Annotated in this window: 20 protein-coding genes; 2 read left to right on the top strand and 18 right to left on the bottom strand. The window is 72.6% G+C overall.

The window, feature by feature from the left end; genetic code table 11:
* Nucleotides 1–373 precede the first annotated feature (373 nt).
* From ACZ4M5_RS10015 to ACZ4M5_RS10005, 3 genes are all read right to left on the bottom strand, one after another.
* On the bottom strand, nt 374–1,177 hold the full coding sequence (locus ACZ4M5_RS10015) for a class I SAM-dependent methyltransferase (protein ID WP_467734900.1): 804 nt from the start codon (nt 1,175–1,177) through the stop codon (nt 374–376).
* Between the two features lie 93 nt (nt 1,178–1,270).
* Nucleotides 1,271–1,762 (bottom strand): GNAT family N-acetyltransferase, encoded by a 492-nt coding sequence (locus tag ACZ4M5_RS10010; RefSeq protein ID WP_467734898.1) that lies wholly within the window; start codon nt 1,760–1,762, stop codon nt 1,271–1,273.
* 70 nt (nt 1,763–1,832) lie between these two features.
* A complete protein-coding gene (locus ACZ4M5_RS10005) occupies nt 1,833–2,714 on the bottom strand; it encodes an LLM class flavin-dependent oxidoreductase (RefSeq protein ID WP_467734896.1) in 882 nt (293 codons plus the stop codon).
* A 180-nt stretch (nt 2,715–2,894) separates the two neighbouring features.
* Here ACZ4M5_RS10005 and ACZ4M5_RS10000 point away from each other — a divergent pair, with 180 nt between their 5' ends.
* A complete protein-coding gene (locus tag ACZ4M5_RS10000) occupies nt 2,895–3,299 on the top strand; it encodes a DUF192 domain-containing protein (RefSeq protein ID WP_467734894.1) in 405 nt (134 codons plus the stop codon).
* A gap of 28 nt (nt 3,300–3,327) precedes the next feature.
* Here ACZ4M5_RS10000 and ACZ4M5_RS09995 read toward each other — a convergent pair whose 3' ends face one another.
* The 8 genes from ACZ4M5_RS09995 to ACZ4M5_RS09960 all read right to left on the bottom strand — a co-directional run bounded on the left by ACZ4M5_RS09995 (nt 3,328) and on the right by ACZ4M5_RS09960 (nt 10,825).
* The gene (locus tag ACZ4M5_RS09995; RefSeq protein ID WP_467734892.1) at nt 3,328–4,176 is read right to left on the bottom strand and encodes a hypothetical protein; all 849 of its coding nucleotides are present in this window, start codon (nt 4,174–4,176) and stop codon (nt 3,328–3,330) included.
* Nucleotides 4,173–6,188, bottom strand: coding sequence for a hypothetical protein (locus ACZ4M5_RS09990; protein ID WP_467734890.1), 2,016 nt, complete (start codon nt 6,186–6,188; stop codon nt 4,173–4,175). The genes ACZ4M5_RS09995 and ACZ4M5_RS09990 overlap by 4 nt, the downstream gene beginning before the upstream one ends.
* Before the next feature lie 192 nt (nt 6,189–6,380).
* Nucleotides 6,381–7,028, bottom strand: a complete 648-nt coding sequence (locus ACZ4M5_RS09985; RefSeq protein ID WP_467734888.1) for an OmpA family protein — start codon at nt 7,026–7,028, stop codon at nt 6,381–6,383.
* Between the two features lie 8 nt (nt 7,029–7,036).
* Entirely contained in the window at nt 7,037–7,618 is a 582-nt protein-coding gene (locus ACZ4M5_RS09980; protein ID WP_467734886.1) for a hypothetical protein, read from the bottom strand.
* A 31-nt stretch (nt 7,619–7,649) separates the two neighbouring features.
* Nucleotides 7,650–8,252 carry a pilus assembly protein TadG-related protein gene (locus tag ACZ4M5_RS09975; RefSeq protein WP_467735555.1) on the bottom strand — a complete coding sequence of 201 codons (603 nt, stop codon included), beginning with the start codon at nt 8,250–8,252 and terminating at the stop codon, nt 7,650–7,652.
* Complete coding sequence (locus ACZ4M5_RS09970) at nt 8,252–8,485, bottom strand: hypothetical protein (RefSeq protein ID WP_190195693.1); 234 nt, start codon at nt 8,483–8,485, stop codon at nt 8,252–8,254. The genes ACZ4M5_RS09975 and ACZ4M5_RS09970 overlap by 1 nt, the downstream gene beginning before the upstream one ends.
* A gap of 148 nt (nt 8,486–8,633) precedes the next feature.
* Nucleotides 8,634–9,605 carry a response regulator gene (locus ACZ4M5_RS09965; protein WP_467734883.1) on the bottom strand — a complete coding sequence of 324 codons (972 nt, stop codon included), beginning with the start codon at nt 9,603–9,605 and terminating at the stop codon, nt 8,634–8,636.
* Between the two features lie 26 nt (nt 9,606–9,631).
* The gene (locus ACZ4M5_RS09960; protein WP_467734881.1) at nt 9,632–10,825 is read right to left on the bottom strand and encodes a sensor histidine kinase; all 1,194 of its coding nucleotides are present in this window, start codon (nt 10,823–10,825) and stop codon (nt 9,632–9,634) included.
* On the opposite strand from ACZ4M5_RS09960, the gene ACZ4M5_RS09955 reads away from it, so the two are divergent.
* Complete coding sequence (locus ACZ4M5_RS09955; RefSeq protein ID WP_467734879.1) at nt 10,751–11,053, top strand: pentapeptide repeat-containing protein; 303 nt, start codon at nt 10,751–10,753, stop codon at nt 11,051–11,053. The two genes, ACZ4M5_RS09960 and ACZ4M5_RS09955, sit on opposite strands and share 75 nt — an antisense overlap.
* A 440-nt stretch (nt 11,054–11,493) precedes the next feature.
* On the opposite strand, the gene ACZ4M5_RS09950 is transcribed toward ACZ4M5_RS09955, so the two are convergent.
* From ACZ4M5_RS09950 to cpaB, 7 genes are read right to left on the bottom strand one after another with little or no spacing between them, the layout of a single operon-like run.
* Nucleotides 11,494–12,381 (bottom strand): DUF5936 domain-containing protein, encoded by an 888-nt coding sequence (locus tag ACZ4M5_RS09950; protein WP_467734877.1) that lies wholly within the window; start codon nt 12,379–12,381, stop codon nt 11,494–11,496.
* A gap of 17 nt (nt 12,382–12,398) precedes the next feature.
* Nucleotides 12,399–13,343, bottom strand: coding sequence for a type II secretion system F family protein (locus ACZ4M5_RS09945; protein ID WP_467734875.1), 945 nt, complete (start codon nt 13,341–13,343; stop codon nt 12,399–12,401).
* Nucleotides 13,344–13,352: 9 nt separating this feature from the next.
* Nucleotides 13,353–14,690 carry a CpaF family protein gene (locus tag ACZ4M5_RS09940; RefSeq protein WP_467734873.1) on the bottom strand — a complete coding sequence of 446 codons (1,338 nt, stop codon included), beginning with the start codon at nt 14,688–14,690 and terminating at the stop codon, nt 13,353–13,355.
* Between the two features lie 25 nt (nt 14,691–14,715).
* Entirely contained in the window at nt 14,716–15,069 is a 354-nt protein-coding gene (locus tag ACZ4M5_RS09935; RefSeq protein ID WP_467734871.1) for a TadE/TadG family type IV pilus assembly protein, read from the bottom strand.
* Entirely contained in the window at nt 15,059–15,451 is a 393-nt protein-coding gene (locus ACZ4M5_RS09930; RefSeq protein ID WP_467734869.1) for a pilus assembly protein, read from the bottom strand. The genes ACZ4M5_RS09935 and ACZ4M5_RS09930 overlap by 11 nt, the downstream gene beginning before the upstream one ends.
* Complete coding sequence (locus tag ACZ4M5_RS09925) at nt 15,448–16,698, bottom strand: AAA family ATPase (protein ID WP_467734867.1); 1,251 nt, start codon at nt 16,696–16,698, stop codon at nt 15,448–15,450. Before ACZ4M5_RS09925 ends, ACZ4M5_RS09930 begins: the two co-directional genes overlap by 4 nt.
* A gap of 6 nt (nt 16,699–16,704) precedes the next feature.
* Nucleotides 16,705–17,412: a Flp pilus assembly protein CpaB gene (gene cpaB / locus ACZ4M5_RS09920; RefSeq protein ID WP_467734865.1), complete on the bottom strand. Its 708-nt coding sequence runs from the start codon at nt 17,410–17,412 to the stop codon at nt 16,705–16,707.
* Nucleotides 17,413–17,447 lie beyond the last annotated feature (35 nt).

The following is a 17,447-nucleotide window of genomic DNA, read 5'->3' as shown; positions in this document are numbered from 1 at the left end:
GTGGCCTGTACGCAGGGGAAACGCGGCGCGAGGGGGTGGGATCGGTCGAAATCGGCGTCATCCGCGGGCCGTTGCGGGCAACTCGTCCGGGCGTCCCCCTGACGGGTGAACCGGCCACCTGCACCGGCTTGACCGGGCCCGCCGAGCGAGGAGCGGCGCCGGCGGTCCGCCGGGAGGTCCGGGCACCGCGCAGCCCCCTCCACTGCGCGGTACCGCCCCGCGCAGCTTTGCTCACGCGAATCACCTTGGTCCGAACCTACGGGACGGGCGACACGGAGGCGAGCCACGGGCGATAACGATGTGAAAACCCTCGTCGGACGATGCGCAGGTGCCGTGAGGGAGAGGAGTGACTCCGGCGCCGCTGGGCGGGCCATCACGCGCCGGGTCGTCGATCTCCGGGCTTGCGGGCGTCGAAGAGGTGCCGGGTGCTGTGGGCGACGAAGGGCCCGTCGGCCAGGATCCGCGCGTGCAACGCCCTCAGCTGCGGTTCGTACGCCTCGACGGTGAAACCGGGGACCATCCACACCACCTTGCGCAGGAAGTGCACGACCGCGCCGATGTCGTGGAACTCCATCCGCAGCCGCTCCGCCCGCAGCTCGGCGACCTCGAGTCCGGCGGCCTCGGCGGCGGCCCGCTCGTGGTCGGGCCGGCGGCCGTCGCGCACCTCCTGCGGCTGGGGCCCCAGGAAGTACTCGACGAGCTCGAAGACGCTGCCCGGTCCCACGTGCTGGGCGAAGTACGTGCCGCCGGGGCTCAGCACCCGGGCGATCTCGTCCCACCGGGGGCGGACGGGGTGCCGGCTCAGCACCAGGTCGAAGGCGCCGTCAGCGAAGGGCAGCGGGTCGTCCTCGGCGGCGGCGACGACGGCGACGCCGCGCGGGCGCAACAGTGCGGTGGCCCGGGCCACGTTGGGGGGCCAGCCCTCCGTGGCGACGGTGAGCGGCGGCCGCCGCCCGGCCCGGGCGAGGGCGAAGTCCAGCACCTCGCCGCCGCCGGTCTGCACGTCGAACACGGCCTGCGCGCGGCCCAGCCGTCCGGCCGCCGACACCGCGTAGCCCCAGGAGGGCCGCGCCTCCGTCGCCCGGCCCTCGAACCAGGAGAAATCCCACCCGTCGGTCGGGGCGGCGACGGCCTCGTCGACGAGCTCTTCGAAGGTGGGGGGTGCCGGGGATGTCATGGGGGGATGGTGCCAGGTCGCCGGGGGTCGGTGCCCGTAGTTTCCGGCGGCGCTCCCCCCTCAGTGCCCCGGGCCCCCGGGCCTCCCGATCCCTCAGGCCCCTCGGGCCGCTCGGGCCTCTTCGAGGACGAGCATGACGTGCTCGTCCTCGCCGTGGCGGACGGTGCCGGTGCGGCGGAAGCCGTGCTTCTCCAAGAGGCGCACGGAGCCGGTGTTCCCTGTGTGGGGGTCGGCGTACAGCGGGCGGTTGGTCTCCCGCTCCAGGAAGAGGGCCAGGGCGCGGGTGCCGACGCCGCGACCCCAGTACGCCCGCCCCAGCCAGTACCCGAGGAAACGGCGGTCCTCCTCCCACCAGGCGACGACGCTGCCGGCCACCTCGCCGGCCACGGTCACCGTCTGCACGAAGTTCGTGTCGTCCCCGAGGACCCTGGTCCTCCAGTGCCGCAGGAACGCCTCGCGCGGCCGGGGCGTGAACCGCGACCGGCGCACCGCTTCCTCGTCGTGCTCGTACGCCAGGAAGAACTCCAGGTCGGCGTCCACCACGTCGCGCAGGCGGACGTCGTCGTCCGTGAGGTCATCGCTCATGGCAGGAGTGTGGCAGCAGCCACTGACAACGGCCGGTGGGGCGAGTGGTGAAGCGAGCGGTGACCGGGCCTCACGGCACCAGGGGACGCACCTCCTGTGCGGCGAACCGGACGAACTCCTCCGGGTCGGTCTCGTCCGCCGTCGGTTGCAGGACGACGGTGTCGGCTCCCGCCTCGACCAGCCGCTCGACGGCCGCCGCCACCGCCTCGGCGTCTCCCGCGACGCCCAGGCCGGGCACGGATGCGACGCCCTCGGCGGCCAGTTCGGCGCGGAGCCGGTCGTCCGCGCCGGGCCCGGTGGCGGTGAGGAGGTTGACGACGAGCCGGTGCGGCCCGGACGCGCGCCCGGCCGCCGCCCGTCCCTGAGCGACGAGCCGCCGGGCCTCCCGGACGCCGTCGGCGTTCGTGTTGGCCGTGAGGAGGGTCCCGTCGGCGGCCTCACCGGTGAGGCGCAACGACTTCGGGCCGGTGGCGCCGGCGAGCACGCCCCCGCTCGCGCGGCCCTCCGGCGGCCAGTCGAGGGCGACGCCGTCGAGCCGGACGTACCGCCCGTGGGTCGTCAGGCGCTCCCCGTCCAGGAGGGCGCGGAGCGCGAGCAGATACTCCCGCAGCAACGTCACCGGCGACTCGGCCCGGGCGCCCACCTGCCCCATCCACTCCTGCACACCGTGCCCGACACCGGCGATCGCCCGTCCCGGGAACATGCGGTGCAACGAGGCGATCTCCATGGCGGTCAGGGCCACGTTCCGCAACGGCACGGGCAGCAGGCCGACCCCGACCCGCACGCGTTCGGTCCAGGCGAGGGCCGCGGCGGCGGTGGAGATCCCGCCCTCCCGGAAGCAGTCCTCCCACAGCCAGAGTTCCTCGAGCCCGGCGCTCTCCGCGACGTCGCAGACGGAGCGCAGCCGCTCCGGGGCCAGTTGGGGACGGAAGACGGCACCGAGTGTGGTCATGCGGGGCTTCCTACCCGTCCCGGCGACCGCTCAACAAGGCACGCCGGTCCGCCGCTCCGCTCGCTGGGCCCGTGGGCCCATGTGGGGCCGCTCGGCCGGGGATACCTTCGGGCGGGGAAGACGGCGGAGAGGCGTCGGAGCGACGCCCGAGCGGAACCGACGGTCGGAGGGGCGGCACGGATGGGACGGCGTTGGCGGGACGGGCGCGGGGAACTGATCGTGCACGGGGACGGGGACGGAGACGGGGGCGGGGGCGGAGGCGGGGCGGAGGCCGCGCGGATCCCCCTGGAGATCGCGACGTCGTACCGGGCGCGCACGAGAGGGCTGTTGGGGCGGGACTCGGTCGCCGGGGCCCTGCTGCTCTCCCCCGCCAACAGCGTGCACACCTTCCGGATGCGGATCCCGATCGACGTCGCCTACCTCGACCGGCGCCTGCGCGTCCTCGCCGTGCGCACCATGCCGCCGGGGCGGCTGGGCATGCCGCGTCCGAAGGCACGGCACGTGGTGGAGGCGGCGGCCGGGGCGATGGCCGAGTGGGGGTTGCGCGAGGGGGCCCGGGTGGAGGTCGTGGCCGACGCGGGTTAGTCCGCTGCGGGTCCGCGCCGTGCCCCGCTCATCGCCAGGGCGCCGGGCGGGGCACGCGGTACCACCACCAGCCCGCCCGCCCGCCCGGTTCCTGGTCCTCCGCCGAGGTCGCCTCCGTACCGGTGGTGAACCCCTCGTCCAGCACCGTCACCGCCTTCCGGAGGCCACCGGCGTACGCCTCGCCCAGCTCGCCGATGTGCCGTTCGAGCGCGTCACGGGCCCGGAGGTCACGGCGGAACAAGTCCTCGCGGTACTTCCCGGAGGGCGCCCAGCCGGAGCGCAGCCGGCGGACCAGTCGTTCCCATACGCGCAGGTCGTAGCGGACGTGAGCCTCGATGCCGCCGGTCTCGCCCACCGGGAGGGTGGCGAGGAAGGCGTCGGAGACGGGGGTGCCGATCGGCTCGCGGTCGAGGATCTCCGGGAGGACCTCCACCCGTGCGCCGGGGAGGTCCGGGAGCTCCTCCTCCGCCGCCTCCACCCGGTAGGCCGTGTCGTCGGGACCCACGTCGACCGGTTCGAGGCGGCACCTGACCGTGCGACCGTCCGGTACGGCCACCCAGTAGGCGCTCGGCAGGTCGAGGTCCGCGGGGTGCAGCACGGAGCTGCCCGTCGCGGCGGCGAGGCGGAGGGCCAGTTCCCCCTCGGTCAGTCCGGCGGCGGTGTCGTCCCGCACCGTGACGTCCAGTTCGAGGGCGAGGTCACCGGGCGGCAGCAGGCGCCGGGTGCACAGCACGGGGGCGTCCCAGTGGCGTCCTTCCTGGTCGCCGTCGGCGTCGGCGGCGTCGACGGCCGCGGGCGGGACCTCCAGCAGCCGAGCCAGGGCGCGGCGCAGGTCGTCCGTGGTCAGCGGCGCGACGGTGAAGAGGTTCGCGATCACCGGTACGTCCCGTCGTAGACGGCCTTCGCCTTCTCGACCTTCTCCGGGTTGCCGACGAACTTCGGGTCGCGCTGCAGTTGCTGCGACGCGCCGACGTCGCCCTTGTTGCGCGCGATCTCCTTCAGCGCCGCGTACTCGATGCGGTCCATCTGCACCAGGCCCGGCCCCGACTTCGGGAAGACCGTCCCGTTGCCCTCCACCTCGTACGCACGGCCGTTGATCTCGTAGGTGTTGCCGTCGGCCGACAGTGTGGCGCGGCCGTTCGCGATTCCCTCGATGTCGGCACGGACGAGGTCCTCGTTGCCCCTGAGGATCACCGTGTTGCGCTCCTTCACCTGTCCGCCGGACGCTCCGCTGACAGTGTGGCGCTTGTTCGGGAACTTCAGGACTTTGCCGCGCGCCGGGCCGGGGATGTCGTCCCGGGCCTGCCAGTCGTTGACCGGCCTGGTGGCGCGCTCGGCCTCGTCGGCGGCCCGGTCCGCCTCGTTCGCCTGCTTGCGGGCCTCCTGGGCCTGCTGTCTGGCCTCCTCGTCGCAGCCGTCCTCCGCGAGGACGACGTGGGAGGCACCCGCCCGGGCGCCGGCCAGGACCGTCGTGCCGGTGCCGGGGCCGCCGCCGAACGGGGCCCCGCGGGGCGGGGCGGCGAGCGGGCAGCCCGACTCCCGGGCCTTGCGTTCGGCTTCGTCGGCTGCTTCGTCGGCCTCCTGCGCCGCCCTGCGCGCGCCCGCCGCGTCACCGGCTCCGGCCGCTTTCCGGGCGTCCTCGGCCGCGCCGACGGCCTTGTCGGTGAGCCTGCCCAGGTCACCCAACTTCCCGAGCTTGCCCAGCTTGCCGGCCTTGCCGGCGACTTTGGCCTCGCCGTAGCCGGGGATGAAGAGGGAGCCGACGTTCCAGATGACGGTGGTGACGGCGCGGGTCTCGTTGCCCTGGTTCCACTGGTCGCGGACGTCGTCCCCGACGAACATGTCGTCGAGGACCTTCCCGCCCGAGTTCACGGTCGCGCCGCTCCAGTCGGTGAGCGCGTCGAGGTAGTCGCCGTCGGCCCACTTGGCACCGGCGTCGCCGCTGTCCTGCGACCACTGGTCGGCGATGACGCCCCCGTAGTCCTTCAGGCCCTCCAGGGAGTCGATCGGGTGGGTGACGGTGTCCCAGATGCCTTCGAGCTCACCGCCGATGCCGTCGACGACGAGTCCTTCGCCGACCTGTTTCAGCTGGTCGCCGGCACAGCCGAAGAACGCCCCGGCGCCGGAGAAGCAGCCGTCGTCGTCCTGCTCGTCGCCTGCGGAGTCGCCGTCGGTCGGGCCGGTACCGGTGTTCTCCCGGCCCGGGGCCTCTCCGCCCGGGGCCTGTCCGCCGTCGGGTTCGGGGGCCGTTCCGCCGTGCTCGTCGCCCGCCCTGCCGTGGGCGGTCGTGGAGTCCGTGCCGTCGCCGGGTGCCGGGCCCGCAGGGCAGGCCGTGCCGGTGACCTTGCAGACGGCCGACTGCAGGCCGCCGTAGATCTGCGGGCCCAGGCCGCTGACGAGAAGGGCCGTGACGAGCGCGGCGACGACCGCGACGAGACCGGCGTACTCCACCGCCGTCTGGCCGTCGTCGCGGCGCAAGCGGATCATCCGGGGCAGGGAGAAGGGGCGGCGCTCCGCGCGCCGGCTCTCCGGGAGCCGGTACCAGGCGCGGCTGTCCGGCCGGGTGAGGAGGCACAGGATCAGGACGGGCAGGAAGAGCTGGGTGAAGCCCCGGGGTGAGCCCTGGGTGAGGCTCGTCGCCGCGCCGACGAGCAGCCAGAGCTGTACGGCCATGAGGGCGGCGCGGGTTCTGCTCCCGCCCTGCCAGGTGCGGCGGGCCAGCCACCAGCCGAGGACGCCGGGGGCCGCCGCGTAGGCGGTGAGGGCCAGGAGGCGGCCGTCGACGGCGTCGTACGAGGCCGCGGTGAGGAGCAGGCTGATTCCGCCGGCCAGGGTGATCGCGAAGAGGGTGTGGAGGAGGACCAGGGCGGCCGCGAGGGCGGGTGGCATCGGTCGCCGGCCACCGCCCGGCAGGTGTCCGGGCGGTGGCCCGGCGGCTCCCGGCACGGGCCCCTTCGATCCGCCGATCCAGGCCATCCCCGCCGCCCCCTCCCTGGTTCACGACACGCCCGAGACTAGGGAGGGAGCGGCGGAGCGGGATGGGCCCGTGGCCCCAAATCGGGGCCCAAGGGGGCCGCCCTCTCAGCTCTCCGAGCGGGGGAAGGAGACCTCGACCCTGCGGTTCTTCTTGCGGCCCGATTCCGTGGAGTTGTCGGCGATCGGGTACTGCTCGCCGTAGCCGCGTACCTCGTACGTGACGCCGGCGCTGGTCAGTTCCTGGTCCAGGACGTTCTGCACGGCGTCGGCGCGTTTGCGGGACAGGACGTCGCCGTGGGCGGAGGAACCGAGGTTGTCGGTGAAGCCGAAGACACGGATCTTCGTGGCGTTCTGGGCCTTGATCTCCTCGGCGATCGCGGAGATCCGGGCCTTGGCGGGGGCGCTGAGCTTCGCACTGTCCTTGCCGAAGAGGACCTCGGCCTGGAGGGCGAACTTCACGTCGGAGTTGGTGTCCTCCCGACGCTCGTCACCGCTCTGGTCCTCGACGACCTGCTTGATGTCGAGCACCTTGGGCTCGGCGAGGGTGGAGCCTTCGGGAAGCTTGAGGTCGGGGTCGGCGGGGTCGACCTCCACCGGCGCGGAGGCGGCGGCTTCCGTGCCGGGCGGGACGCCGGGTGTCTCGTCGGCGTGGGCCGAGACGGCACCGTAGACGTTCGTGGCGATCATGAGGGAGGCGGCGGTGAGGACCAGGGCGAGACGTGGCGTGGCCGGCCGGCTGCGGGTGGGGGTCATGGCGCGCCTCACCCGGAGATCTTGATGGAGCCGCTGGAGAAGGTGGGGAGTTGCAGCGCGACGTCCGTCACACCGGCCGGCGGGGAGGGGAACTGCATGAACACCGGGAGCGTTTGGCCGGCGGCGAGAGTGGTCAACCCTGTCGTCGTCAGAGGCCGCCCGTCTGTGTCTCGCAGGACGTAGTAGCGCTTCTTCCCCTTCGAGTCCACCAAGGTGGCGCCTCCGAGCGACTGCCCGTGCTTGATGACCTCGGTCTCGTCACCACTCGTCTGAGCGGGGATGGCAACGGACTCGTCCCCGTCGTTCTTCAGGTTGCCGCTCACCGTCACGAATCCACCGGCATCGCGTTGAGCGGAAGTGACCTGCAGCAGCAACCCATCCGTGCCCTTGAGTTCGGCCAGCGGTGCCTGCTTGTCACCTTCCTGAGCACTCGGCTTGGATCCACTGTTTCCGGGTGCCGAGGCCGACGGACTCGACTTGTCATCGTTGTCGCCACCCCCGCTGCAGCCGGCCGCACCGAGGGCCAGTCCGGCCGCAACGGTCAGCGCGACCATCCCCCTGCAGGCCTTCGCGGTGAACCGAATGCTCATCTCTCTGCTTCCCTCATCACTCGTCATTCGCTTACGGGTTGGCCAGGTGGACATCGAAGAGGTCTTCGGGCTTGGGAAGGGTCTCAGGGGGGTCACCCGGCTTCAGGTCCCACTCTCTGTCTCCGCACGAGAGGCGGGGCAGCGCGTCCTCCGCAGCATCTGCGGCAGGCGGCTTGAACTCACATCGGGACTCGATGACCGCGGTGGCGGACGCATCCGACCGACGCTCCGCGGTACCGGGGACTATGGATTCCCCGACGGACTGGTTGGTCTCCACCTTGACGGTGAATCCGAGCAGGCCCTCCCGGTCGCAACCGAGCACGCGAGCGTCGTTCGACGCAGCCAGCTGATGCGCACGTGAGCAGGGGTCGCCCATCATGTCGGCGTCGCCGTCGAAGATGTCACTCCACTTGGTCCAGTCGAACGCATCACCCAGCCACGCGCCCGCCAGTTGATCCCGCCGGTCCTGAGCAGCCGCGAGAGCCGCGGCGTCCGCAGCCGTCTGGGCCCCGTTCCTGTTTGCCGCGGCCTGGCCGACCGCGAAGTACGCGAACGCGAGAAAGAGCAGGCCCCCCACCACCGTGATGTAGATGGGGAAGGCCTGCCCTGCGTCACCGTAGCGGCGCGGTCGGATCAAGGAGCGACCTTGGCGATCTGTGCCTGGATCTTGGTGAGAATGGTCTGGCCGATGTTCGTGCCCGTGATCGCCAGCACGATGGCCACCACCACCGCGATGATGCCCAGGTACTCGACCGCCGTCTGGCCCTTGTCGCCGGCGCGGCGCTGCATCGCCTCGACCGTCGTGTTCTTCCAGCCGTTCACGCGGACCTTGGTCGCGACGGCGGTCTTCAGCATCAGGTCGCTCATGGTGTTCCCCTCCGGATTCGGCTGTGCCGCTTTCGGCACGAGGAACGTACGGCCGGACGGGCTCTCCGCCGCAGGGCCCCTGGGCCCAATTCCGGGCCCAATCGCTCGGGCCCACCCCGGTCCTTCTCCCCCATGCCGTCACCGGAGGTCACCCCCGTCCCCGCTGTGCATCCGGCGCCGTGCCGATCCACTTCGCCGCGGCCTCGGCGCGGCTGGTGCTGTGCAGCTTGGCGAAGATGCGGTTGATGTGGTTCTTGACGGTCTTCTCGCTGATGAAGCACGTGGCGGCGATCTGCTGGTTGTTCATCCCGGACGCGATGAGGTCCATGATCTCCGCCTCCCTCGCACTCAGCTGGAACCGCGACCTGTCGACAGCAGCCGGGTGGCCACTCGACCACCCAGACGACGACTGTCCCACATACGGTTGCACGTGCGAAAGGTTTTCCGGCGAACCGACCGGACGAGAGACGCCCTCCGCAGCCAAATCCGCTGAAGCAAGCCCTGGTTGGAGGTGACTATACGGAGGGCTGTCGGACGAAATTCCGTATGCAGTCGCACTCCCCGACTGCCCCAGGCCCTCGGGGAGCGGCGCAGTCGGCGGCTGCTGGGTCCGGCGTAGCTGGGTGAGGAGGGCGCCTGCCGCCGTGGGCGTGAAGTGGGGCCTGCCCTCCCTGATGTCCCGTACCGCCTGCACGAGTTGGTCGGCCGTGAACTCCCCGTGGACCAGGTAGCCGCCCGCCCCCCGCCGCAGGGCCTCCTGGACGATCTCCGACTCCCTGCTGTAGGTCAGCATCACGACCGGGGCGATGCCCACCAGGTACGGAAGGGCCGAGATGCCGTCCACGCCGGGCATGCGGACGTCGAGGAGGACCACGTCCGGGCGGTGTTGCCGGGCCGCCTCGTAGGCCTGGCTGCCGTCGGCCGCCTCGGCCACCACCTCGATGTCCTCGCGGCCGGAGAGCAGGGCGGTGAGGCCCGCGCGCACCACGGGATTGTCGTCGGCGACGACGACCCGGAGGCGGCGGGCCGGGGGTGCCGGTCGCGGGAGACCGGCGAAGGGGGTCTGCGGGGGCGGCGGCTGGAGTGCGCCGGGGTGGTGGTGGGGCGGCTGGTCCGGCATCGGTGCCTCCTCTCGGGTCGTGGGGGTCACGCCATGGGGGTCGTCAGGGCTGCCAGGGGGAGTTCCAGGCGGACTTCCGTGCCCCGGGGGTGGGCGCCACGGCCGATGCGGATGCGGGCGCCGACCGACGCCGCCCGCTCGACCATGCCGACCAGGCCGAAGTGGCCGGCCCGGCGCAGCTGTTCGAGGGTGGTGCCCGGTGGGAGCCCGCGGCCGTCGTCGTGGACGCTGATGCGGAGCAGCCCGGCGTGGACGCCCGCGCAGACGTCCACCCGGGTCGGCTCCGCGTGGCGGTGGGCGTTCTCCATGGCCTCCGAGGCGATGGTGAGCAGTTGCCGGGCGACCGCGGGCGGAACCGGCGGTACGGCGTGGTCGCCGATGGGCCGGTACACGGCGGGCAGACCCGTCCGTGCGCTGAAGTCGCGGGTGCGTGCGGCCAGTTCGACGAGCACGTCGGTCGCCTGGGAGGGGTCGGACTCGCGGCGCAGGTCGGCCAGGAGTTCGCGGGACTCCGCGGCGGCCCGTCGGGCCGAACGGGCGACGAGCGCGGCCTGCTGCCGGACCAGGGCCGGATCCATGCGGTCGGCACCCGCCGACCCGGTCAGGCCGTCCGCCGCGAGCGCCACGCCGTGCAGGGTCTTGGCGACCGAGTCGTGCATCTCGCGGGCCAGGCGGGCTCGTTCGGCGCTCACCGCCTCCGTGACGGCGAGACGCGCCTGGACCGTCGTGAGGGCCTGGGTGGCGGCGCCGAAGCGGAGCATGAGGTTGCGCAGGCTGGAGCCGACGGCTCCCGCGATCACACAGAGGCCGGGCAGGAGGGCGGACTCGGCGATGCCGGGCGCCGGGTCCTCCTGGGCCGCGTGGATGAGGAGCAGCAGGAGTGCCTGGAGGGAGGCGAAGACGGCCGCGCCCCGCCAGCCGTAGACGAGGCCGGCCAGCAGCGGGGTGCAGACGCTGACGTAGGCGAGGGTGCTGGTGGGGCCCGCCGAGATGAGGAGCAGGGCGCCGAACAGGGTGTCCGCCGCGAGGAGCGTGGGGTGCCGCAGCAGGAGGGGACCGAAGCGCTCCCAGTCGCGGAAGAGCACGTAGGAGGTCATGAAGGTGACGACCACGGCGGCGCCGACCAGGCGGGTGGGGAGGCCGTCGTGGGCGTTGACGAGGGCCGTGGGCGTGGCCAGGGCGATCATGGCGAGCCGGAAGCCGAAGACCTGCCGGCACATGGCCTGGAGGGCGTTGACCTGGATGTCGATGGCCGGACCGGTGGGCGTCGGGGCGTCCTCCCGAGGAGCGCCGACCTGCGGGGCGCCGACCTGCGGGGCGCCGTCCTGCGGAGCGCCTCCCTGCGCGGCGCCGACCTGCGCGGTGCCCCCCGACCGCCGGCCCGGACGGCGGCCGGGCGCCTCGTGGGCCGACGTGGGCGGGGGTGGCTGTGCTGGTGGAGGGGCTGACGGGACCGAAGGGGCCGGTGCCGGAGCGGCACCGCTCACCGGCGCCCGGCCCGCGGCCCGAGTCCCCACCGCGTCGCCGCCCCCGTGCACGGTGCCCGGGTCCTGTGCGACGCTCCCCGCGCCCCCCGTCGACACCGACCGCCCACGACCACCGCCCCCGCCCCCAGCACCGCCACCGCCCCCGCCCGCGATCCGCAGCGTCGGCTCGCCGCCCACCGCCCCCGCCGCCTCCCAGCCCGGCGGCAGGGCCGGGGTCACCGAGGTCACCGGGACGTCGGGGGCGCCGGTGCGGACGTGGGCCGGCAGGACCGTGCCGGCCGGTGGCGTGGTGATCTCGGGGTTGCGGTCCGCGCGGCGGCGGCGACGGCCCAGCAGACCGTGGCGTTCCCCTGTCATCGACATGCTGTCGCCTCCTCCCCGGCTTCCCCGTCCACTTCCCCCTACTTCCCCGTCACCGAGCCGAAGTCCGTGCCCGACCCGAGGATCAGGCCCGCGCCCAGCAGCAGCATCGTGGCCGGGACCATGAAGGTCGTGATCATCATCGTGGCCTTGGGCACGGCCCGGGCCGCCTTGCGGCGGGCGTTCTGGGCGTCCGTGCGGCGCATGTCCTTGGCGAGGGCCACCAGCGTGTCGACGATCGGCGCGCCCAGTTCCTCGCCCTGCTGCAGGGCCGTGACGAACATGGCGACCTGCTCGGAGTCGTTGCGGCGGCGCAGTTCCGCGAAGGCCTGGCGGCGGCTCATGCCGAGGTCCATCTGGCGCAAGGTGATGCGCAGTTCGTCGGCCCAGGGCCCCTCGTACTTGGCGGCGACCCGGTCCAGGGCCTGGCGGAAGCCGAGGCCCGCGCTCACCACGACCGCGAGGACGTCCAGGAAGTCCGGCAGGGTGCGTTCGATGACGTCCTTGCGGACGCGGATGGCCGACCAGATGCCGACCTCCGTCCAGAACGCCCCGAAGGCCAGCAGCAGCAGGGCGACCAGCAGCTGGCCGCGCATGAGGAACACCAGGAAACCGACACCGCCCAGGGCGCCGTAGACCGCGCGGCGGGCCGCGTAGCGGTCGATGGTCAGGCCGCCCGGGTTGCCCGCGAGGTCGATCTTGCGTCGGTACCTGGCCACCTGCTTGGGGCCCATCAGGCGGAGCACGGAGGGTGCGTAGCGCATGCCCATGCGGTCGACGAGGGAGTCGACCGCGCCGGTGCGGGTGGAGCCGACCTCCAGGGCGAGGGCGAGGTCGCCGGGGAGTTTCGCCTCGGCCCGGTACATGCGGACCCCGGCGAAGATCCCCCAGACGCCGAGGCCCGTCAGCAGGGCGAGAAGCAGTCCCATGGTTTGCCTCCTGGCTCTCAGACGTCGATGCGGGACAGGCGGCGGATGAGGACGAAGCCGACGGCGTACAAGGAGAAGGCGATGATGACCGCCGCCTGGCCGAACGGGGAGCCGGTCATGCGGTCCAGGGCGCCGTCCTTCACCCCGTTCATGAGGAAGAGCGAGCCGACGCCGAGGACGGGCACCGCGTACGACGTCATGTTGACCTGGGACAGCTGGGTGCGGACCTCGCGCCGGGTCTCCTTGCGTTCCTCCAGCGTCTCGGTGAGGTTGCGCAGGGCGCTGACCACCTGCCCGCCCGCCCGGTTGGACAGCACCAGGGTGGTGACGAGGACGACCAGTTCGCGGGAGGGAAGGCGGTCGGCGAGTTCGTCGAGGGCGTCGTCCAGGGACGCGCCGACGGCGAGCTGCGCGGCGACCTTGCCGAGTTCCTCGCCCGCCGGGGCCTCCATCTCCTCCGCGGCCATGCCGATCGCCGTGCGCAGGGCGAGGCCCGCCTGGGTGGCGTTGGCGAGGATCCGGGCCATCTCGGGGAGCTGGTTGATGAACCTCTCGATGCGTTTCTGGCGCTGCCAGTTGAGGAACTGGACCGCCACGCCGATGCCGAGGAGCCCCGCCAGCGGCCCGAAGAACGGGGCGAGGGCCGCCTGGCCGATGAGCCACAGACCGGCGACCACGGCGAGCATGGAGACGAAGAACTCGCCCGGTGTGACGTCCAGGCCGGTCGCCGCCAGGCGCAGTTCCAGCTTCTTGCCGAGCCTGGTGCGCCGCAGCCGGCGGTCGATCCCGCGGAAGGAGCGGCGCCGGCCGGTCACGGGGACCTGGCCGGTGGCGGACAGGCGGTCGACCAGTGCCTGCCGCCGGGCCCTGCCGGTGGCGTACGCGTGCAGGCCGACGACCGCGAGGACGCACGTCAGCAGGGTGATACCGGTGGTGAGCGTGATGAGCGTGTGCAGTTCCATCGGTCGGTCCTACCTGGCTTCTCGGGTGGCGAGTTCGTCCGCGGAGCGGGCGATGCCGAACGCCTGGGGAATGGACTGGCTCGCCATGTAGAGGCGGTCGGCGGTGCGGCGCGGGAGGGCGAAGTACTCGAACGCGCCGTGGATGCGGCCGTCGGCCGTCATCGGCCGGGCGTGGAAGCGGGCGACCGTGACCAGGCGGTACGGGTCGCTGCCGTGACTGTCCATCAGCGCGATCTCGGTGATGCGGCGGGCGCCGTCGGCGAACCGGGTGAGCTGCACGATGACGTCGACCGCGCTGTTGATCTGGTCGTGCAGCGCGACGAAGGGGATCTCCACGTCCGACATGGACGCCAGGGTCTGCAGCCGCATCAGCGCGTCCTCGGCGCTGTTGGCGTGGACGGTGGCGAGGGAGCCGTCGTGGCCGGTGGACATCGCCTGGAGCATGTCCAGGGACTCGCCGCCGCGGACCTCACCGACGACGATCCGGTCGGGACGCATGCGCAGGGAGTTGCGGACGAGGTCGCGGATGGTGACCTGGCCCTTGCCCTCCACGTTGGGCGGCCGCGACTCCAGGCGGATCACGTGGGGCTGCTGGAGCTGGAGTTCGGCGGAGTCCTCGATGGTGATGATGCGTTCGCCCTCGGGGATCAGGCCGGACAGGGCGTTGAGCAGGGTCGTCTTGCCGGTGCCGGTCGCGCCCGAGACGATGATGTTGAACTTCGCCTGCACCAGGCCCGCGAGCAGGTACAGCATGTGCTCGTCCAGCGAGCCGAGGCCGATCAGCTCCTGAAGGGTGAAGGAGCGCGGGAAGCGGCGGATGGTGAGGGTGGCGCCGGTCAGGGACAGCGGCGGGACGATGACGTTGACGCGCTCCCCGGAGGGCAGCCGGGCGTCGACCATCGGGTTGGACTCGTCCACGCGGCGGTTGACGGTGGACACGATCCGCTCGATCGTCTGCATGAGCTGGTCGTTGGACGCGAAGCGCAGGGGCAGCTGCTCGACCCGGCCGCCGCGCTCCACGAAGATCGCGTCCGGGCCGTTGACCATGATCTCGGTGATGGAGGCGTCCTCCAGCAGCGGCTCCAGGATGCCGAGACCCAGGGCCTCGTCGACCACCCTGCGGATCAGCTGCGAGCGCTCCACCGTCGACAGGACCGGGCCCTCGCGGCTGATGATGTGCCCCAGCACCCGCTCCAGCCGGGCCCTGCGCTCGGCGGCGGCCAGCGAGCTCATCTCCGCGAGGTCGATCTCCTCCAGGAGCTTGGCCCGGTAGGAGGCGACCATGTGGCCGTCCTCGCCCCGGTTGCCGTTGTCCTCGGGGGTGTTGATGCGTGCTCGCAGGCTCATGGGTGCGGTGCTCCTGGTTCGTCGTTCAGTGGTCGAGCGGCATCGTGGCGCGCTTGACGGCCGGATCGAACTCCCAGCCCGGCACGAGGGACGGGATCTGCACGGTGGCCGTGACGGTGACCTCCTCGGCTCGGTAGGACGGCGGGCACCCGGTGACCGTCAGCCAACTGCTCACCGCCGCGCGGCAGTCCGCCTCCGCAGACCCGCCCAGCGAGGCGCTGCGCGCTCCCGCCCGGGCCGCCGTGCCGGCCTGCTGGGCCGTGTACGCGATCAGGCCGAGCTGCACGGCCGCCAGGGCGACGATCAGCAGGATCGGCAGGAAGCCGAGGTACTCGATGGCGACTTGGCCGCGGTCGCGGCGCTCGCGGTCACGGGGCACCTGTTTCCTCCTCCACCGCTCCGGCGTGTCCGCGGATGCGGATCGGGACCGACAGCGCGCCCGGGAAGAGGACCGGGACGTCCAGGGCCACGTCGGCCGTGACGTAGCCGGAGCCGCCGCAGTCGACCTCCGCCCCGGCGCGCCACGCCTCCGACAGGTGCCTGAGCCCGGCCTCCTGGCAGGCGGCGGTGCGCGCGCCGCCCGGTGCCGCCGCCGTGCCCTCGCGCACCGCCTGGTCCGCGGCGTTGCCCGCGAGGACGAAGGTGTAGCCCACGAGGACGGTCTGCCACAGCGCGATCAGCGTCACGATGATCGTCGGCGTCATGCCCAGGAACTCGATCGTCACCTGACCCTCGTCCCGCTTCCGTAAGGCCACGCTCATCCCTCCCTGCGCCGCTTGAAGCTCACCGCGCCCCGGTCGCCCCGCAGTCCCCGGCCGGTCTTCTGCCCGCCGTCCGGGACCTTGACCAGGCCCAGTTCCCCGGCCAGGCCCCACAGGGCCTGTTTGACCGAGCTCTTGCTCTCCAGTTCGTGGACGCGGCCCGCGTCCACCACGCTCTGCAGTTCCTTGAAGTTCGCGGGGACCGCCGTGGCCGCGACGGTCGTGCCGGTGATCTTCTGGATCAGCTGCGGCTGGATCTCCGTGTGGCGGGAGTGCCGGTTGACGACGACGGTCGTCTCCTCCGCCTTGCGGATCTGCAGCCGGTCCCACATCCGCACCGCCCGCTTGGCCCCCCGTACGGCGACCACGTCCGGCGTGGTGACGAGCAGCGCCCGGTCGGCCATCTCCACGGCGGCCGCGCCCGCGCCACCGAGCTGGGCGCCGCAGTCGATGACGACGACCTCGTAGCGGGAGCGCAGGGCGCTGACGATCTGGCGGGCGGCGCGGTCGGTGACGTCCTCGCCGCGTTCGCCCTCGGCCGGGGCGAGCAGCAGGACGAGGCCGGTGTCGTGGCGGAAGACCGCGTCGGCCAGGACGCGCGGGGAGATGTCGTTGATCGCGGCGAGGTCGACGACCGAACGGCGGAACTGGACGTCGAGGTAGGAGGCGACGTCGCCGGTCTGGAGGTCCATGTCGACCAGGGCGGTGCTGCGGCCGGAGGCCTGGGCGGCCAGGGCCAGCTGGATGGCGGTGAGGGTGGCTCCGACACCGCCCTTGGCGCCGCTGACGGTGACGACGGTGCCGCCCACGCCGGTGAAGACGTCACCGCCGGACCCGAGGTGGCGCCGCACGCCGGTGGACCACTGGGCGACGGCCTGGACGCGGCTGGCGAGTTCCTCGTAGCTGAGAGGCAGGGCGACCAGCCCGCGGGCGCCGTAGTCCATGGCGGCCTGGAAGAGGCCGGGGCTCGCGTCGGAGGTGACGAGGATGACGCCGACGGCCGGGAAGCGCAGGGCCACTTCGCGGATCAGCTCCAGCGCGGGGACCGGTCCGATGCGCTCGTGCACGACGACGACCTCGGGCAGCTCGTCGACGGACTCGGCGGCCAGCCGGGCCAGGGTGTCGACGAGCTGGGTGGAGTCGACCACCGGGGCGACCGGTTCGGCGTCCGGGAGCTGGCTGAGCAGCGTCGTGAGGGACCGGACGGCGTCCGCGTCGCCGACTGCCGGGAGGATCCTCGTGGGCATGCGCGGTCACTTGTCCTTCGCGAGTTCGTACGTCCGGTCCTGCTCGGGAACGGTGGTGTCGCTGCCGGGCGCGACGAGGGCGAGGCGCACGCGCTTGGCGAACGACTCGGCGTAGGTGATGCGCTGGGCGTCCCGGGCGGACAGCGCGAAGGTGATCGGGACGGCGTCGGTGGGCTGCTGGGTGCGGCTGCCCTCGTCGGGCTTCAGCGCGGTCAGTTCCCCGACGTCGAGGACCTCGGCGTTGGTGACGATGATCTTCGACTGGTCGGGGTCGCCCTCGCGCTGCCCCTCGAAGGTGGCGTAGACGTTGACCGAGGCGCCGGGCGTGATCTTGCCGGCGACGCCGGTCGCCGCGTCGATCATGATGGCGACCTCCTGCTGCCCGGGCTGGAGGGCCGGCCGGCGGACGATCATGTCGGACTGGAGCAGGGAGCCCTCGCGCAGCGTCGTGACGGCGATCTTGCCCTGTATCTCGCGCAGGTCGGTGACCGCGTTGTCCGAGAGCCACCGCTCGGGCATCTTGATCTTCTCGAACTGGCCCGTGCCGAGGGTGGTGTAGGGCGGCACGTCGGACTTGAGCCGGTAGGCGGTGACCTCGGGCCCGACCTTGGACTCGACGTCGCTGATGACGGACAGCACGCCGGTGAAGGCGCCCAGGGCGCAGACGACCGACAGGAGCAGGAGAATCACGCCGCGGCGCTGACGGGAGTTCATGAACCGTACAACCTCGTTGGGGATATCGGTCGAGC

The sequence above is a fragment of the Streptomyces sp. NPDC026246 genome (assembly GCF_055567995.1).
The sequence above is the reverse complement of the archived record's forward strand: the minus strand, read 5'-3'. Positions and strand labels throughout refer to the sequence as shown.

Coding starts and splice junctions, on each gene's coding strand:
- ACZ4M5_RS10015 (WP_467734900.1), bottom strand. CDS start 1,177: ATGACATCCCCGGCACCCCCCACCTTCGAAGAGCTCGTCGACGAGGCC.
- ACZ4M5_RS10010 (WP_467734898.1), bottom strand. CDS start 1,762: ATGAGCGATGACCTCACGGACGACGACGTCCGCCTGCGCGACGTGGTG.
- ACZ4M5_RS10005 (WP_467734896.1), bottom strand. CDS start 2,714: ATGACCACACTCGGTGCCGTCTTCCGTCCCCAACTGGCCCCGGAGCGG.
- ACZ4M5_RS10000 (WP_467734894.1), top strand. CDS start 2,895: ATGGGACGGCGTTGGCGGGACGGGCGCGGGGAACTGATCGTGCACGGG.
- ACZ4M5_RS09990 (WP_467734890.1), bottom strand. CDS start 6,188: ATGCCACCCGCCCTCGCGGCCGCCCTGGTCCTCCTCCACACCCTCTTC.
- ACZ4M5_RS09985 (WP_467734888.1), bottom strand. CDS start 7,028: ATGACCCCCACCCGCAGCCGGCCGGCCACGCCACGTCTCGCCCTGGTC.
- ACZ4M5_RS09980 (WP_467734886.1), bottom strand. CDS start 7,618: ATGAGCATTCGGTTCACCGCGAAGGCCTGCAGGGGGATGGTCGCGCTG.
- ACZ4M5_RS09970 (WP_190195693.1), bottom strand. CDS start 8,485: ATGAGCGACCTGATGCTGAAGACCGCCGTCGCGACCAAGGTCCGCGTG.
- ACZ4M5_RS09965 (WP_467734883.1), bottom strand. CDS start 9,605: ATGCCGGACCAGCCGCCCCACCACCACCCCGGCGCACTCCAGCCGCCG.
- ACZ4M5_RS09960 (WP_467734881.1), bottom strand. CDS start 10,825: ATGTGCCGGCAGGTCTTCGGCTTCCGGCTCGCCATGATCGCCCTGGCC.
- ACZ4M5_RS09950 (WP_467734877.1), bottom strand. CDS start 12,381: ATGGGACTGCTTCTCGCCCTGCTGACGGGCCTCGGCGTCTGGGGGATC.
- ACZ4M5_RS09945 (WP_467734875.1), bottom strand. CDS start 13,343: ATGGAACTGCACACGCTCATCACGCTCACCACCGGTATCACCCTGCTG.
- ACZ4M5_RS09940 (WP_467734873.1), bottom strand. CDS start 14,690: ATGAGCCTGCGAGCACGCATCAACACCCCCGAGGACAACGGCAACCGG.
- ACZ4M5_RS09930 (WP_467734869.1), bottom strand. CDS start 15,451: ATGAGCGTGGCCTTACGGAAGCGGGACGAGGGTCAGGTGACGATCGAG.
- ACZ4M5_RS09925 (WP_467734867.1), bottom strand. CDS start 16,698: ATGCCCACGAGGATCCTCCCGGCAGTCGGCGACGCGGACGCCGTCCGG.
- cpaB (WP_467734865.1), bottom strand. CDS start 17,412: ATGAACTCCCGTCAGCGCCGCGGCGTGATTCTCCTGCTCCTGTCGGTC.